At 59.0% G+C, this 15,157-nt stretch carries 12 protein-coding genes; 6 read left to right on the forward strand and 6 right to left on the reverse strand.

Annotation, left to right across the window (positions count from 1 at the left end):
• Positions 1–169: 169 nt before the first annotated feature.
• The 4 genes from AB4Z20_RS05375 (at position 170) to AB4Z20_RS05390 (ending at position 3,856) form a co-directional block, all read left to right on the forward strand.
• A complete protein-coding gene (locus tag AB4Z20_RS05375) occupies positions 170–1,651 on the forward strand; it encodes an anthranilate synthase component I family protein (RefSeq protein WP_442089572.1) in 1,482 nt (493 codons plus the stop codon).
• Positions 1,648–2,232 carry an anthranilate synthase component II gene (locus AB4Z20_RS05380; protein ID WP_409555368.1) on the forward strand — a complete coding sequence of 195 codons (585 nt, stop codon included), beginning with the start codon at positions 1,648–1,650 and terminating at the stop codon, positions 2,230–2,232. The genes AB4Z20_RS05375 and AB4Z20_RS05380 overlap by 4 nt, the downstream gene beginning before the upstream one ends.
• A gap of 144 nt (positions 2,233–2,376) precedes the next feature.
• Entirely contained in the window at positions 2,377–3,177 is an 801-nt protein-coding gene (locus AB4Z20_RS05385; protein ID WP_442089474.1) for a helix-turn-helix transcriptional regulator, read from the forward strand.
• 190 nt (positions 3,178–3,367) lie between these two features.
• Entirely contained in the window at positions 3,368–3,856 is a 489-nt protein-coding gene (locus tag AB4Z20_RS05390) for a hypothetical protein (RefSeq protein WP_253473688.1), read from the forward strand.
• 46 nt (positions 3,857–3,902) lie between these two features.
• Here the strand turns inward: AB4Z20_RS05390 and AB4Z20_RS05395 are convergent, their stop codons facing one another.
• Both AB4Z20_RS05395 and AB4Z20_RS05400 read right to left on the reverse strand, forming a co-directional pair.
• Entirely contained in the window at positions 3,903–6,926 is a 3,024-nt protein-coding gene (locus AB4Z20_RS05395; RefSeq protein WP_442089475.1) for an EAL domain-containing protein, read from the reverse strand.
• The gene (locus tag AB4Z20_RS05400; RefSeq protein WP_301300401.1) at positions 6,914–7,930 is read right to left on the reverse strand and encodes a substrate-binding domain-containing protein; all 1,017 of its coding nucleotides are present in this window, start codon (positions 7,928–7,930) and stop codon (positions 6,914–6,916) included. Before AB4Z20_RS05400 ends, AB4Z20_RS05395 begins: the two co-directional genes overlap by 13 nt.
• A 636-nt stretch (positions 7,931–8,566) precedes the next feature.
• On the opposite strand from AB4Z20_RS05400, the gene AB4Z20_RS05405 reads away from it, so the two are divergent.
• Both AB4Z20_RS05405 and AB4Z20_RS05410 read left to right on the forward strand, forming a co-directional pair.
• Positions 8,567–8,809 carry a hypothetical protein gene (locus tag AB4Z20_RS05405; RefSeq protein WP_442089476.1) on the forward strand — a complete coding sequence of 81 codons (243 nt, stop codon included), beginning with the start codon at positions 8,567–8,569 and terminating at the stop codon, positions 8,807–8,809.
• Positions 8,810–9,075: 266 nt separating this feature from the next.
• Entirely contained in the window at positions 9,076–9,810 is a 735-nt protein-coding gene (locus AB4Z20_RS05410) for an EthD domain-containing protein (RefSeq protein ID WP_320390276.1), read from the forward strand.
• A gap of 98 nt (positions 9,811–9,908) precedes the next feature.
• Here the strand turns inward: AB4Z20_RS05410 and AB4Z20_RS05415 are convergent, their stop codons facing one another.
• The 4 genes from AB4Z20_RS05415 to AB4Z20_RS05430 all read right to left on the reverse strand — a co-directional run bounded on the left by AB4Z20_RS05415 (position 9,909) and on the right by AB4Z20_RS05430 (position 15,125).
• On the reverse strand, positions 9,909–11,042 hold the full coding sequence (locus AB4Z20_RS05415) for an FAD-dependent oxidoreductase (RefSeq protein WP_258690916.1): 1,134 nt from the start codon (positions 11,040–11,042) through the stop codon (positions 9,909–9,911).
• A gap of 541 nt (positions 11,043–11,583) precedes the next feature.
• Positions 11,584–13,053: an NAD-dependent succinate-semialdehyde dehydrogenase gene (locus tag AB4Z20_RS05420; RefSeq protein ID WP_258690915.1), complete on the reverse strand. Its 1,470-nt coding sequence runs from the start codon at positions 13,051–13,053 to the stop codon at positions 11,584–11,586.
• A gap of 16 nt (positions 13,054–13,069) precedes the next feature.
• A complete protein-coding gene (locus tag AB4Z20_RS05425; protein WP_046062817.1) occupies positions 13,070–14,086 on the reverse strand; it encodes a dihydrodipicolinate synthase family protein in 1,017 nt (338 codons plus the stop codon).
• A 28-nt stretch (positions 14,087–14,114) separates the two neighbouring features.
• Positions 14,115–15,125 (reverse strand): ornithine cyclodeaminase family protein, encoded by a 1,011-nt coding sequence (locus tag AB4Z20_RS05430; RefSeq protein WP_253473670.1) that lies wholly within the window; start codon positions 15,123–15,125, stop codon positions 14,115–14,117.
• Between the last annotated feature and the right edge of the window lie 32 nt (positions 15,126–15,157).

The following is a 15,157-nucleotide window of genomic DNA, read 5'->3' on the forward strand; positions in this document are numbered from 1 at the left end:
CTGCGCAACAATTGGCTGCAATCCATTGCAAGCTTTTTAGTGCGCGCGACATGAACAGCGTCCGCCCCGTCTATTCAGAATATCCGTCAACACGTATTTAAAGTGCCTGCGCGCTTTATATTCCCGTGGCGCTCTCTTAATCGAGCGCCTGAATCGTTACACCTTGAATATGGTATTAACCGTGAATAAAAATCTAATTGGCGTGAATGTTCTTCGCCGCGAAGAACGTCGACCTACGGATGCACTTGGCATATATGCAAATGCACTGGAACAACTGGGTCGCGAGTCTGTTTTCATTCTTGAATCACTGTCCGGCCCAAGCCGTGATCGCCGGGCGACGATCGTCGGGCTCGAACCGCTTTTCGAAGTGTGTATCAATGAGGGCCAGGCCCAACTGCGAGGCTGCGCCGCCCTGTGTGAACATTTGTCCGCCAGCCTGCGGCAAGCGGGCATGCAGGTCGACCAGGAACACAAGATCCATCTGCCCGACAGCGAGGCGGCGTGGAACCTGCTCCGGGTGATCCAGGCAACGTTCCAGCCTGCGTCAAATGCCCCTTCCAGCCTGGCCTTCTTCGGCTATTTCGCCTACGACTGCGTTCGCCTGATCGAGCGACTTCCCGATCTGGCCAAGCAGACCTACGACTACCCGCTCATTGCCCTGTCGGTCTATCAGACGCTGGTTTATTTCCACAGCAATGGCATCGTCGAAACCCTGATCAACAACCACGAACTCTGGGCGCCCCGTACGTTGGAGGACTACCCCTTCCTGAGCACAACCCCGGCCGCCGAGGCGCTGGCTCCGCTACCGTACCCCGAGGGCTTCGAGGAAGAGCGCACGGTGACCCCGGAGCAATTCGTCGAGCGTGTCGAAGTGGCGATGGAGCACATCCGCGCCGGCGACGTCTACCAGATCCAGCTCGGCCATGAGATTCGCATCCGCTCACAGGTTTCACCGTTCGATGTGTACCAGAACCTGCGCCTGCGCAACCCTTCCCCCTACATGTACCTGGCCCACGTAGGCGGCATCGACCTGATCGGCGCCAGTCCGGAGCTGTTCGTCAGGATCAAGGATGACTTGATCGAGATGCGCCCGATCGCCGGCACCGTGGGCAAGAAGCCTGGCGTCGATCCGACTCAGTTGGTCCTGGAGCTGACCCGCTCCGAAAAGGAGCGCGCCGAACACCTGATGCTCATCGACCTGTGTCGCAACGATATCGGTCGCGTGTGCCAGGCCGGCTCGCTGGAGGTCGATGAGTTCATGCTCGTGGAAGAGTACTCGCACCTCTACCACATGGTGTCGAACGTTCGCGGCTTGCTGCGCCCGGGCCTGGATGCCTACGACGTGATCAAGGCCTCGTTCCCCGCGGGCACCATGTCCGGCGCCCCCAAAGTCAGGGCGATGGAGCTGATCGAAGGGATGGAAAGCAACCGCCGGGGCATTTATGCCGGAGCCCTTGGCCTGGTCGGTTTCGATGGCAGCGTCAACACCGCGTTGTGCATTCGCTCGACGGTCTTCGACGAGGGTACGTACCACTTGCGTGCATCCGCCGGAGTGGTGGCCGATTCGGTGCCAGAGCTTGAGTGGAAAGAGACGCTGTACAAGATGGGGTCCGTCTATCGGGCAGTGACCGGCCAGGAGATCGCACTGTGAAAGTATTCTTGATCGACGCCTATGACAGCTTCGTCTTCATCATCAGCCAATACCTGGAACAACTGGGGCTGGAAACCCACGTCGAGCGTCACGACGTACCGGACCTCATCCAGCGCATTGAAGCGTTCTCGCCGGATTTCTGCGTGCTGGGCCCTGGGCCTGGGCATCCGGCCGATGTGGGCTACATCGAAGTGATCAAGCACTTTCAGGGGCGCCTGCCGCTGTTGGGGGTGTGCCTGGGTCACCAGGCCATCGGCCTGGCCTTCGGTGCCCAGGTTTGCCGGGCCCCGCACGTGATGCACGGCAAGGTGAGCACCATCGAGAACGACGGCAAGGGCGTCTATGACCACACCCAGGCACATGCGATTCGGGCGACCCGCTACCACTCGCTGATGATCAGCGAGCAGCCGTTACCCGACTGCCTGGAGATCACGTCCAGATCCACGGACGACGGCTATGTCATGGGTGTGCGCCATCGCCACCTGCCGGTGGAGGGCGTGCAGTTCCACCCTGAAAGCATCCTCACCGAAAACGGCCTGGACCTGTTCCGCAGTTTCATCCGGTGTCACGTGCACAAGTGATCCACCCGGAAGGGGCATGCGCCAACGCCAATCAGTTAAGCTCCCACAGGTTCTGCCACCTGACTGATCGACATTCGAGCCATGCGCCCCTTCTTTCCCGTACTGCGACTGCTTCATTCCTGCGACAACTAGAGCGATCCGTTTATGGACAAACACCACTCCCCCGCCTGCAGCCGGACCCAGGCAGAGCGTGCCGCTACGCTGACCGCCTTCACGAGCCTCGCCAAGGATGCCAACCGTTGCGATTGGGAGCGCCTGCTGAACAAAGTGCTGCGCCAACTCGGCTTCGGCAGCTACCTCATCAGCCTGGGGCCGGCAGCGCCGAGGGATACCGATCCTCTGGCCGGCCTCATCACCACCTTTCCCAAACGCTGGCTGGAACACTACCGTTGTGACGGGTTGATCGAGATCGACCCGATACTCAGGCACTGTCGACGCGAGCTGGTGCCGCTTTTCTGGGACAGCGAGCGACGGCGCGCCCGGGGACGCTCCCGGCACTTCTGGGAGCAACGCGAGCAACACGGCCTGCGCAGCGGCGTGAGCATCCCGCTGCGCTACGAAATGCTCAGGGGAACCTTGAGCGTGGCCTTCGACGACACACAGAACACCGAACAGAAGGGTTTTTCCAACCCCGCCGTCTATCAACTGTTCATGCTCATCCCCTACCTGCTCGCCGGGATACGACATCAATTGCAACGGCCTGCCCAACCGCGCCAGGACCTGACGCCCAAGGAAATGGACTGCCTGTACTGGGCCAGCGAAGGCAAGACCACCTGGGAGATCAGCCACATCCTGACCTGCTCCGAACGCACCATCGACTTCCACCTGCTCAATGCCCGACGCAAGCTGGGGTCGGTAAGCCGCCAGCAGGCCGTCAGTGCTGCGGTGGCCTGTGGGCTGGTCGTGCCGACCGTTATCTCGCCGACTTACCGGTGCCAGAAATGAGCACAAAAATGGTTTCTACGACAGTCCATCCTCAGGGATAACCTGATGGCATATTCAAGTCAGCAATGGCAAGCTCCCCACCTGCAGCGCAGGCCCGTGTACAGCCGGGCAGCACGTTCATTCCCGAAGCCTGCAGCCATTGACCTCGGGTATCCATCACCTGTTATTCAACTGAAACAAGGATGTCGGCATGAAAATCTCTCTTGGTCTCGTCGCCCTGGCCGGGTGCCTGTCCACCTTTGCTGTTTCGGCCGCTGGCTCGAGCCACAGCGATTTGTTCAAGGCCCTGGCGCAGTGCCAGGCCAATGCGCAGCAGGTGGGCGAGTTCAACGACCTGGTTGATGCCGAGCAACTGACGCTCTCCAAGGATGAAGCGCACAGCCCGTGGGGCGGTGGCGCCTGGCAAGCCACCCCGGCGTTGACGGTGCACGGCGTGTCGTCGACCACCCTGGTGATGACCGACCGCTTCAGCTTCTTTCTCCAGGCCAAAAGCAGCAGCCCGAAGGCCGATGCAGAGAAGCTCGCCAGCACCCTGAAATTGAAAAAGACCCTGGATACCGACGGCTACGTTGACTATCAGCGCAGCCTCGGTAACGGCGCTACCCTGCGAGTGGTCTCCACGGAAGACAAGGCCAGCGATCTCTACGTGGGTTGCAGCTATGAGCAGGATGCTTCCTGAGATCCGGTGATACCCTCTCCCCCGGAAATACAGAAAGGCAGAGTCATCAATGCCCGGACATTGGACCGCTCGGGCGTTTTACATCGCGTTTTTTTTGCCTGACCGAACCTGGACTGGCAAGGCGACTTGGTTCAGACACTCCGGACGTACGCAGTAACCGGCTGATTTCCTCCGCACTGACCGCCTTGCTGAAAAAGTGCCCCTGGATTTCATCGCAGCCGTTTTCACGCAGGAAGGTTTGCTGCTCCTCGGTTTCGACACCTTCGGCAATGACCTTGAGGTTCAGCTTGTGCCCCAACGAAATCACAGCTGTGGCAATGGCTTTGTCGTTCTCGTTGTTGGGTAGATCACGCACGAAAGACTGATCGATCTTGAGCCTCGCGATCGGGAAGCTTTTCAATGCGGCGAGACTGGAATAGCCGGTGCCGAAGTCGTCGATCGATAGGCTGATCCCCATGGCTTGCAGGGCCTTCATTTTGCTGATGGCTTGCTGAAGATCTTGCATGATCAGGCTTTCGGTCAGCTCCAGCTCAAAGTACATCGGGTCCAGCGCGGATTCCTGCAAGGCATGCATGATCCGGTCGATCAGGTCCCTTTCGACGAACTGGCGAGCCGAGATGTTCACCGACATGGTGATCGGCGGCCAGCCGGCATCCTGCCACGCCTTGTTCTGTCTGCAGGCGGTATGGATCACCCAGTCGCCGATGGGCACGATCAACCCGGTCTCTTCGGCCTGGGATATGAATTTGACGGGAGAGACCATGCCGAGCTCGGGATGCTGCCAGCGGATCAATGCCTCCACGCCGATGATCTGGCCTGACTGCAAATCCACCTGTGGCTGGTACAACAGCAGGAACTCGTCATTGTTGAGTGCGCTTCGCAACCCGTCTTGCATGGCGAGCTTGCCTTGGACCTTGTTATTCATCTCGCTCGTATAGAACTGGAAGCTGTTGCGTCCCAGCTCCTTGGCCCGGTACATGGCGGCGTCCGCATTGCTGAGCAACGTGTCGGTATCAGTGCCGTCGGCAGGGTAAGTGGCCAGTCCCATGCTGCAGGTGACGTGGAGCGTATGGCCGCTCAGTTGAATCGGCCGCAGGATGGCTTCCTGGATTTTGTGCAGGACGGGTGTCACGCCGTCCAGGTCCGAGGGCTGGTCGAACAGGATGATCACAAACTCGTCGCCACCCAGTCGCACGACGGTGTCGGTACGCCGTACACACCCCTGCATGCGCTGGGCGACGGTTTTCAGCAGTTCGTCCCCGGCGCTGTGCCCAAGGCTGTCATTCACCAGTTTGAATTTGTCCAGGTCGAGAAACACCACTGTCACCAGCCGGTCGTAGCGCTGGGCATATAGCATCGCCTGCTTGAGGCGGTCTTCGAGCAGCGTGCGATTCGGCAGCCCGGTCAGGGCGTCATGGTCGCCCATAAAGCGAATGCGCTTTTCGGTCAGTTGGCGTTCTATCGCAATGCCGGCAAGCGGTGTCGCCATGTCGATCAGTTGCGTCTCGGCCGCGGTGGGGCTGCGTACGGTGTTGGCATACAAGGCAAACGTACCCAAGACCTTTCGCTCATGGGACAGGATCGGCGTCGACCAGCAGGCGCGAAACCCATAGGGCGCAACGAGTGAACGGTACGCTTCCCACAGCGGATCCTGCTCGATGTCCGTGACGATGACCGGCTCTCGTCGATAGGCCGAGGTGCCACATGAACCGACGCTCGGACCGATTTCAATTCCGTCGATGAGCTGGCTATAGGCTTTCGGCAAACTAGGTGCAGTCCCGTGCAGCAGGTGTTTGCCCTCCTCATCCAGCAGCAGGATGGAGACCTTCATGCCCTCCAGTTGGGACTCGACCAGGTGCGCCAGGCTATCGAGGACTTCTGCAAGCTCGGTGCTCCTGGCGATCAGTTCCAGGACATGACCTTGTCCGGTGCGGATGATCGCTTCTTGTTCCAATCGATCGTTTTGCACGGCGAGCCGCTCTGTAGCGATGCTCAATTGAGCGGTTTTTTTCTCCAGTTGAAGTCGGTCTTCGAAAAATTGATTCACCGCCCGCGCCATGTTGCCGATCTCGTCCTTCCCATGGTCGGCCATCATCAAATGCGTTTTGTCCGTGTGTTCCTGACGCAATTGCCGGCTAATTTCATTCAGGCGCACGAGCACATGGCGGCCCATGAAAACCCGGGTCACGAACCAGGCGAACACCAGGCTGGCGCCCAACATGATCAATACCCATTGCTGGCTGCGATTCGAGGCCTCGACCAGGCGCTGTACAGCTTCACGATAGTCTTGGGTGTAGGCGTTCGATTGCGTACGGGCGACCGCGACCAGGACCCCGGCCTCATTCTTGAGTTGCTCGTTGAAGCGCTGCAGGACGTCATGTTGATTGATGAGCGTCTGGCGCAGGGAGAAGAGATCCGGCGTCTGCACATCCGCGTCGGATAACGCGCCTGCGGTGCCTGGCAGGCGCTCATATCGGGCCCGCAGCCGTTTAACGGCCTCACTGTCAACCGCCTGCGGCAGATCGAAAAGCAGCACCGCCAGTTCCAGATTGGCCCGGGTCTTGGTCGCCGTTAATCGGGCGGTGCGATTCTCCAGGGCCTGCGCGAAGGTGACCTCGGTTTGCAGCAGGCTTTCTCGCAGTTGCGCAACGATGTTGGCGGTATTGCGGAACATCTGACTCGACTGATGCATGTCGAGTATCGCCACGCCACTGTTTGCGGCAGTCAGTTGCTGCACCAGTTGATCGAGGGCTTCAAGCTGTTCGACGGTCGTCGCATAGCTTGAACGCAAGATGTCCGGGGAACGGGTTGTCAGAAGCTGGTCGGTCTGTCGTTCGATCAGCAAGGTGCGCTGCACCATGTCTTGCCCGTTTTGCATGCGGACCAGTCGTTCATCCGTCAGCTGTCGAGTAGCGCTGTTTGAGGTGCGCAGCGCGTAGACCGCCGTAGCACCGCCTGCCAGGATCAGCAGCGCCAGCGTCAGGAACGCCAGGGTGAATTGTGCGCGCAGCGATTGGGGCAATAGCTGGCGTCCAAACCGGGAAGTCATGTCCAACGTCAGGGATTCCATTGGTGGCGATAGATATCTCGATAGCCATTGTCAGGATCGTACTGGAATTTTTTCCCGCCATCGAAGGCGATATTGTCGTTATTGACCAAATGAATCGGCGCGACGAAGCCGCTCACTGGCTGACCTGCAAACAACCGGTTCAATTCATCCATCACTTGCCAGCCATGCTGGTTGAGCGGCTCGGCCACAGTCACGGTCTGGTAGGTTTTTGCCTGTATGCGCAAGAAAGCCGAAGCGCTGCCGTCACCGGCAGACAACAGACTGATGCCGTCACTCGGTATGGCGGCGCTGGTCAGCGAGGCAATCGAGTAGTCGAAATAGATGTCGTTGATGGCCAACGTATGGGTCCAGCGTTTGCCATAACGCTGAAGCAATTCTTTGGTGATCGCCGGCATCTTCTCGCCACTTTCGGAGATCGCCACATCGCGCACCTCCAGCAACGTACATTCATGACAGGCCCGAATGACGTCTTCCATGGCCTTGGCTTTCGCCATGGCGATGCTGTACTTGGAGTCGGTCAGGATGACCACGCCGGCGCGTCCATTGGACTGCGCCACTGCCGCCATGGCCGTGAGGCGCGCCACTTCAAGCGGGTCGGTCGTGACGTTCATCGCCACCGGCGTGCCGTCAATCGGCCCCGGGCTTGCCCCGGCGTGCCAGCCAACCACCGGTACCTCCTTGTTGGCGAAGAGCAGCAGCGCCGCCTTGTTCTCAAGGGCATCGGAGCCACACAGGATAAGGCCGTCGGGCTTCGCTGCCAGGGCATCGGAGAACGCCTTTGCGCGCCCGGCCGATGAGCCGGCACCATCGTATATCTTCAGCGTCCAGCCCAATGCATTGGCGGCCTCCCGGGCGCCCTGCGCGACACCGACAATGCCTCCGTTACGCAAATCTTCTGCGACAAGCGCGACGCTCTTGCCCCGCTGGGCTTGCGGGCCGGATACCGGGCCGCTCCAGCGCACGGCGCCAAGGGTGGCCCTGGCAACGACGTCCTGCGCTTGCATCACCGTGACCCTGGTGTTTTCGAGCCCCGCTGCGGTTGGCAGGTCCTGGCTGTATGCGCAAGTTGCCATGAAAAGACAGGAAACCGTTATTGAAGCCATCCGGAGTAACGAGGATCTTGGAAACCTGGGCCCAATCGAACAGGTTCGATCACCGCATGTGATGCCGTGTCCGGGGCCGGTGGCGCGATCAATGTCTGGCATGACATCCCTTTTTGCCAAGAATGCAGTGTTCCGAAAGGATAGTCGGTTCTGCTGCCATCAGGTTCTTTGTGGGTAAAGGGAATTTCCGGCGGGAGCGAGCCCGTTCCACAGGGTTCGCTTCTTAACTGAGCGGCATTTTCCTTTATCCCACCCTTTTCCTTTTTAACGCCCGAATATCGGTGCCTGCAGGCTATCCCGAACGGCTCCTCAAAGCGTCCATTTCAGCCCGCATGACGCCAACTTATTGGCATAAAAACCGAGCAAATAAAAATAAATTAATACAGTGACGGTTTCCCGACGCACGGTACCAATGTGCCATTGCTGGGGGTTCAAATCGAAGCTCATCATCCGCAAGCAACCCCCGCAAAATGTTTAGGCCGCCGACCTGGACTACAGGAAGTAATCAATCGCATCACTCAATGGAGCAACTCCGAGATGATGACTGTTTATTTTGTTGTGATGACGATCTGCAGTGGCTTCGAAGGCTGCGTCGATGAACGACAACCAGGGCCAACCTTTGCTTCCAAGGCAATGTGCATGGAGACGGCCAGAGTCATGGCGCCGCGCAAAGGGGTGAAGTTCAAATGTCGCAAAGAACGTATGCTGGTGGTCCATGAGACACCGTCAGCAGAAAACTACGGCAAAATTGTCTCCACCAAGACCGAAGTCCAGCCTTAGCAATATGTTTTTCGCCGGACGGGTCCGGCAGAGGAAGGCGCCGGGCTTATCCGCACAGCATTGGCAGAGGCCTCAGCCAGGTAAAGACGCATCAAGCATGTTCTTACGTGATACCTGCTAGCAGAAACCCTGATTGGTTTGGAGGACAACGTTGGTCTTATCTTGTTTCTAAAACATCACCATGGTGAATACCGCCTGCAAAAGCGCATTCGATGTTTAGAAAGATAAGACCAATGTCATCAACCCCAACCAGACGCGAGCGCCCCATGATTAAAATGCTAGCTGCCGTACGCCGCAAACCCGGCATGACGCATGCTGAGTTCTTGAACTATATAGAACACCAGCATGGAGAAATCGCCCGGGCTAAACCCTTAGGCGTCAAACGATACGTGCAAAATCATGTCATCGACTCAGCTTTCGGCGTTGACGCTGATAACACCTACACACAAACATTTCACCGGGACTCCGTCACCGAATTATTTTTTGATGACATGTCAGGTTTGATTCACACCTTCAGTGATCCCTATACCCAACAAACTGTTGGGCCTGATGCAAAAAACTTCGCCGACCTGTCTAAACAGGCCGCTCAGCTGATGGATGAAGTCGAGATTTCCAATACCGGTGCCGCCCCCTCAAAATGGAAGGCGATCGTCTTCCTGAAGAAGAACCCAACGGTGCAACTGGAGGCCTTTTTCACCGCCTGGGATTCAGCTCACGACACAGTTGCCAATCAATACCCGGACTTCCAAAAGGTGCTACGTCGGCACGCTCGCTCCAGATACCTCCCCGAGGGCGACCGAGTGACGTCCTATTTCGGGCCAGACATCGCGGTATACGAAGGCACTTCCAGCCTGTGGTTTGAAAATGAAGCCGATCTTTCTGTTTTTCGTCAGTATCAGCGAGCACTGTTCCAGCAGCTGTCTGACGTAGGGGTCTTGCTACCGTCCGAATCTTTTTTCGTATACGTCAAGGAGATCGTCATTTTCGATCTGGGCCAGTAAACATTTAATGAGCTAATTAACTGCATCAAGTCCACTGCCCTTCTTCGAACTGGATGCTGAAGTGATTCAAGGGCATCCAGCCGAAGGGGCTGAATCACTCAGATAGGTTCAGCCAACGTAGCAGTGGACTCTCGCATGATCTGGGCATGCTCATCCTTGTCACCCGCACTTTTTTCTATCTCGCACAGCCGTGCAGAGTTCTCGACCACCAGTTGGCAACGCTCCCAACGCCGCGCTTCGAACCGGCTCAGGGCAGCCTGTAGATCGCTGTCGGCGAACAGTTCTTCAGCAAGCACGATGGCACTCTCGATGCCAATCCCGGCCCCGGAAGCCAGATGGGGCGTGGTGGCATGCACCGTGTCCCCAATCATCACGACGCGACCCTTATGCCATGGCAACGGCACCAACAGATTGGCCAGCGGGCGGTAGTCGATATTGGCACCCGGCTCGAACAGTTGCGGCACAAGCGTTTGCAGGATCGGGGCGGGAAACTCACCCAGCAGACGCGCCATTTCGCCTGGCCAACTGGCCGGATCGATCCACTCGGAAAACTCGCGGTTTTCCATGAGGAACATGTACATATGCGTTTCAGAAATCGGATTGACGCCGACCTTGGTGCGCCCCAGCCAATGACTGGGCCGTACGATTTCCTGCGGACGCTGCAACACCGCGCGCCAGACACTCTGGTGAATGGGTTTTGGCGAGGGCGCCTCCGGGAAAAACTCCTTTCGCATCCGCGAATGCACACCGTCGGCGGCGATGACCAGATCGTAGCGCCCGGAGGTGCCGTCAGTGAAAGACACTTCAACGCCATCGGCATGCTCGATGATGCTGTCAAACGTTATGCCCAGGCGCACGTGGGTGCCCACTTCCCGCGTCTTGTCGGCAAAAATGCGAGCCAGCACCGGGCGCAGGATGCCACCCCCACAGGGAATCGGTTTATCGCTGACCGGCGGTCGAAGCGCCAACTGCACGATCAGTTCGCCAACCGGTGAAAACACATCGAAATTGGTCGATAGATACCCTTCTGCGGCCACTCGTTCAAGAATCCCGACCGTATCAAGCGCTCGCAACGTCGGCCCGCTGAGCGTAATACCGGCCCCCAGGGGACACCACAGAGGATCGATCTCGACCAGGTCCACTTCGACGCCCTGGCGGGCGAGCTGGATAGCCGCGGTCATACCGGAGAACCCGCCTCCGATTACCAGGACCTTATTGACTGCTGCAATCATCACGCTCTCCTAATTATTCTTATTTCAATCGGGCTGACATTGCATGGCGCACCGACGGGCTCTGCAGCGCTATCGACTCAATGCCGCAGACTCATGAAGTTCCGACCGAAATGCCGGATCAACGACGAGACTATCGAATTGACTATCAGCGCTGAAATCGCTTTCCACAATCCGAGGTATCGCAGGAGGTGATGGGTGTCAGAGGGTATGCCTGCTCGACTGCTGAACACCCGCAGTCCCCTTGTGGGAGCGAGCCTGCTCGCGAAAGCGGAGAGTCAGTTGGCGGTGATGTTGGATGTGCCGACACCTTCGCGAGCAAGCTCGCTCCCACACTGGTTTTAGGTTGGATGGAAGACCCAGGTCCACTGCCATTCTCCTGTGGGAGCGAGCTTGCTCGCGATAGCGGAGGGTCAGTTGGCGGTGATGTTGGATGTGCCGACGCTTTCGCGAGCAAGCTCGCTCCCACAGGTTTTTGTGTTGTGTCCAGGTGCGGTGAACACCCACAAAACCATGTGGGAGCGAGCTTGCTCGCGATAGCGGTTCACACGCTTTCCAGGCCATCCCAGCAGAGGTATTTCACCTCAAGGAACTCGTCGATCCCCAGGTGAGATCCCTCTCGCCCCAGACCGCTCTGCTTCACGCCGCCGAAAGGTGCGACTTCATTTGAAATCAAGCCACAGTTGATGCCCACCATGCCCGATTCGATGCGAGCGGCATTGCGCCAGATGCGGGCCGCGTCACGGCTGTACAGATACGCCGCCAAGCCAAACTCGCTGTCATTGGCCATGGCAATGGCTTCGTCGTCACTGTCGAAACGCACCAGTGGCATGACCGGGCCGAAGATCTCTTCGCGAGCGACCCGCATTTCATGAGTCACATCAGCCAACAAGGTGGGCTGGAAGAAACACCCACCCAGCGCATGAGGCTTGCCGCCGGACAGCAGTCGAGCACCTTGCGCCAGTGCATCATCAACAAGGGCCTGGGATTTTCCTACCGCTGCGTCATCGATCAACGGCCCGACCTGTACACCCGGCTCCAGACCATTGCCCACCTTCAAGCGCGCCATGCGCTCGACGATACGTTCGGCCAGTGCGTCATAGACCCCTGACTGCACCAGCACCCGGTTCGCGCCGATGCAGGATTGCCCACCATTGCGAAACTTGGCCAACATCACCCCATCGGCTGCCGCATCAAGATCGGCATCGTCGAAGACAATGAACGGCGCGTTGCCGCCCAGCTCCATGGAGCATTTCTTGACCGTCTGCGCCGCTTGCGCCAACAGCAGCCGGCCCACTTCCGTGGACCCGGTGAAGGTGAGTTTGCGCACCAACGGGTTGGCCGTGAGTTCACCGGCAATGTCTCGGGTGTCATTCCCCGTGATCACACTGAACACACCAGCCGGCACACCCGCGCGCTGCGCAAGTTCAGCGAGGGCCAGGGCGGTCATGGGCGTCTGGCTGGCCGGTTTCACGACCATCGTGCAGCCCGCCGCCAGCGCCGGAGCGGCCTTGCGCGTGATCATGGCCGCGGGGAAGTTCCAGGGCGTGATCGCGGCGCAAACGCCGATGGGTTCGCGCAGTACCACAATGCGCTGAGTGTCCTTTACGCCGGGAATCAAATCACCGCGCACCCGCGTGGCTTCTTCGGAAAACCAGCGCACAAACGACGCAGCGTAATCGACCTCGCCCCGCGCCTCCTCCAGCGGCTTGCCCTCCTCCAGGGTAATCAGCGTGGCGATATCCTCCCGATGCTCAACCATCAACTCATACCAACGGCGCAACACCTCGCCCCGGCGTTTAGCCGTCAAGCGTCGCCATGGACCGAAGGCCGCATGCGCGGCATCGATGGCGTGCCGAACTTCAGTTTCGCGGCAGCGTGGCAACTCGGCCAGCACCGCTTGATCCACCGGATTACGCAGCGTGTACCGACCGTGCGGCGTCTCGTTCAGCCACTCGCCGGCGATGTAGGCACCCGTGCGCCACAGCGTCGGATCCTTAAGTAAATGCTTCACTTTGCAATCCTCTTAATCAGCAAGGGTGACGCCCGATCATGAACGCGCTATCCGGGTCCGAAGTCACCGGCAGGCCCGCCGCAACCAGCCCTTGGCGCAAAGACTTCATGAGGCGATCCGGCACGCGCATCGCCGGGGCACGCAGCGGGCCGCCGTTGAAGCCAGCAAGCCAGTCCTGGTATTTCCACATCGTGCGATTGAGCACCCCGGTGCCGCCGGCATAGCTTTGCGCGGCGGCGCCATTGGCACTGCGTGCCGGGTTGACCTTCCAATACAGCTCCATCGCTTCTTCGAAGCGACCCGTGCGGGCCAGTTCGAAAGCTTTCGGGTAGTAGTCGCTCATCCAGGCGGTGTTGCTGGTGCCGGAAAACTGCAGTTTCATCAGGCTCATCAACGGGATTGCGTCAGCTTCGATCGGGCAACTGATCACCACCTGATCACGGAAGTGGTAGTACATCTCGCAAATGCCCGCTGGCAACGGAAACCCTTGCTCGGACTTGATGGCGGCGATATTCGGGCAATCGGCCAGAAGACGACGGACCAACTCCAACGACATACCCGCCGGATGCACGCGCTCAAAGCCCCAGAGCGGAATCGGGAAGAGCATGACAGCCAGGTCCGTGGCATCGCAGAACGACTTGGTGTAGTCGTAGATTTCCTGCTCGCTGGTCGGCCAGAACTGCGGCGGGTAGGAGAGCAGGACGATGTCGGCGCCGGCATTCTCAGCGAGTTTCACCGCCTCGATGTTCTCGGCAAGCGTGCCAAAAGCCGCGTGGAAGAACAGGATCAGGTCTTTCCCCGACTCACGCGCCCAGGCGGTGAATTGAGCGTTTTCCTGGGCAGAGATCGCCAGTTCACTGCACAGCAATGTGCTGCTGTAACCCAGTCCAACCGTATGCTCGATGTCGTGGCGTATGCCACGCTCATTGAGACGCTTCAGATCAGCACTGAAGCTTGGGATGGTGACAGCCGAGCAGCCCACCAGGTTTTCACGGGCCCAGGCGCGGGCATCAGCTTTCTTGTAAGTGGCCATGATGATTTTCCTTCGAACAGTGGAGGGGTTATTTCGAGACAGGGACAATGCTGGCAGGCAGCTCGATGCCGAGGCCTTGTTGCCTGGCGCGCTCGTACAACGCTTGTGCGATGACGACATCCTGCAGCGCCGAGCCAACCGATTTGTAGAGAACGATGTCGGTTTCTTTCTGGCGCGGATTGACGCGACCCGCGACCAGATCCGACAGCGCGACCAGTTTGTCGGCGACATAAACACCGGCGCTGATCGCAGCAATGGCGTCGCCGGTATCGTGAAGTACCTCTTGCGGCATATCCGCGACGATGCAGACGGCTCGCTCCATCGTGACCGGGTCAACCTCCCGTTGCTCAGGCAAGGTGGAACCCAACGACACGACCGTCACGCCTGCGCAAAGCCATGCCCCTTGCAACACTGGAGACTCGTCACGACTGCGTGCGGCACAGATCACCACATCGCAGTCCTGCACGGCTTCTTGCGCAGTGTTCACCGCTTGGATATCCAGCCCCGGCCTGAAGCTTTCGGCAAACCGCTCGCGGCTCGCGGGCGTTGGACTGAACACCCGGACACGGGCGACATCGCGCACGGCCTTGAGGCAGTCAAGCGCGCCACGCGCTTCAAACCCGGCACCAATCACCCCCACCCGCAGCGCTCGTTGAGGCGCCAGCAGATCAACCGCCAGCGCAGCGGTTGCAGCGGTGCGCAAGCCCGTCACCCGATTGCCGTCGATCAGGGCACTGAGCGCCATGGTTTGCTGGTCGAACAATGCGATCAGATAGCTGGCGCAGCGCGCCCGCATGGAGGCCGCGATCAACTTGCAGCCCATATGGCCGCCAGCGGGAGGTACAGCAGTCAAACTGCGCAACCAGATACCGTCGCCGCGGGCCATGGAGCGAGGCGGCACCATGGCATCCGACGTGGGGCAGGCATACGCCTCGGCGAGCGCGGCAACGGCTGTGCTCCAGTCGGCGAGCGAGGCAACATCGGCGTCGCTGAGAAAAAGCGTCGGGGTAATGACTTGGGGCTCTTGGGCGTGATGCATAGCGCTAACCTCGCAATCGGGTATCAATCATT

This window comes from Pseudomonas sp. KB_12 (assembly GCF_052114545.1).
GTDB classification, from domain to species: Bacteria; Pseudomonadota; Gammaproteobacteria; order Pseudomonadales; family Pseudomonadaceae; genus Aquipseudomonas; species Aquipseudomonas brassicacearum.

What these genes read in the sequence shown, in the direction of transcription:
- AB4Z20_RS05430 (WP_253473670.1), bottom strand. Translation starts at nt 15,125, where the DNA reads ATGCATCACGCCCAAGAGCCCCAAGTCATTACCCCGACGCTTTTTCTC.
- AB4Z20_RS05395 (WP_442089475.1), bottom strand. Translation starts at nt 6,926, where the DNA reads ATGGAATCCCTGACGTTGGACATGACTTCCCGGTTTGGACGCCAGCTA.
- AB4Z20_RS05405 (WP_442089476.1), top strand. Translation starts at nt 8,567, where the DNA reads ATGATGACTGTTTATTTTGTTGTGATGACGATCTGCAGTGGCTTCGAA.
- AB4Z20_RS05410 (WP_320390276.1), top strand. Translation starts at nt 9,076, where the DNA reads ATGATTAAAATGCTAGCTGCCGTACGCCGCAAACCCGGCATGACGCAT.
- AB4Z20_RS05415 (WP_258690916.1), bottom strand. Translation starts at nt 11,042, where the DNA reads ATGATTGCAGCAGTCAATAAGGTCCTGGTAATCGGAGGCGGGTTCTCC.
- AB4Z20_RS05385 (WP_442089474.1), top strand. Translation starts at nt 2,377, where the DNA reads ATGGACAAACACCACTCCCCCGCCTGCAGCCGGACCCAGGCAGAGCGT.
- AB4Z20_RS05425 (WP_046062817.1), bottom strand. Translation starts at nt 14,086, where the DNA reads ATGGCCACTTACAAGAAAGCTGATGCCCGCGCCTGGGCCCGTGAAAAC.
- AB4Z20_RS05375 (WP_442089572.1), top strand. Translation starts at nt 170, where the DNA reads ATGGTATTAACCGTGAATAAAAATCTAATTGGCGTGAATGTTCTTCGC.
- AB4Z20_RS05390 (WP_253473688.1), top strand. Translation starts at nt 3,368, where the DNA reads ATGAAAATCTCTCTTGGTCTCGTCGCCCTGGCCGGGTGCCTGTCCACC.
- AB4Z20_RS05400 (WP_301300401.1), bottom strand. Translation starts at nt 7,930, where the DNA reads ATGCAAGCGCAGGACGTCGTTGCCAGGGCCACCCTTGGCGCCGTGCGC.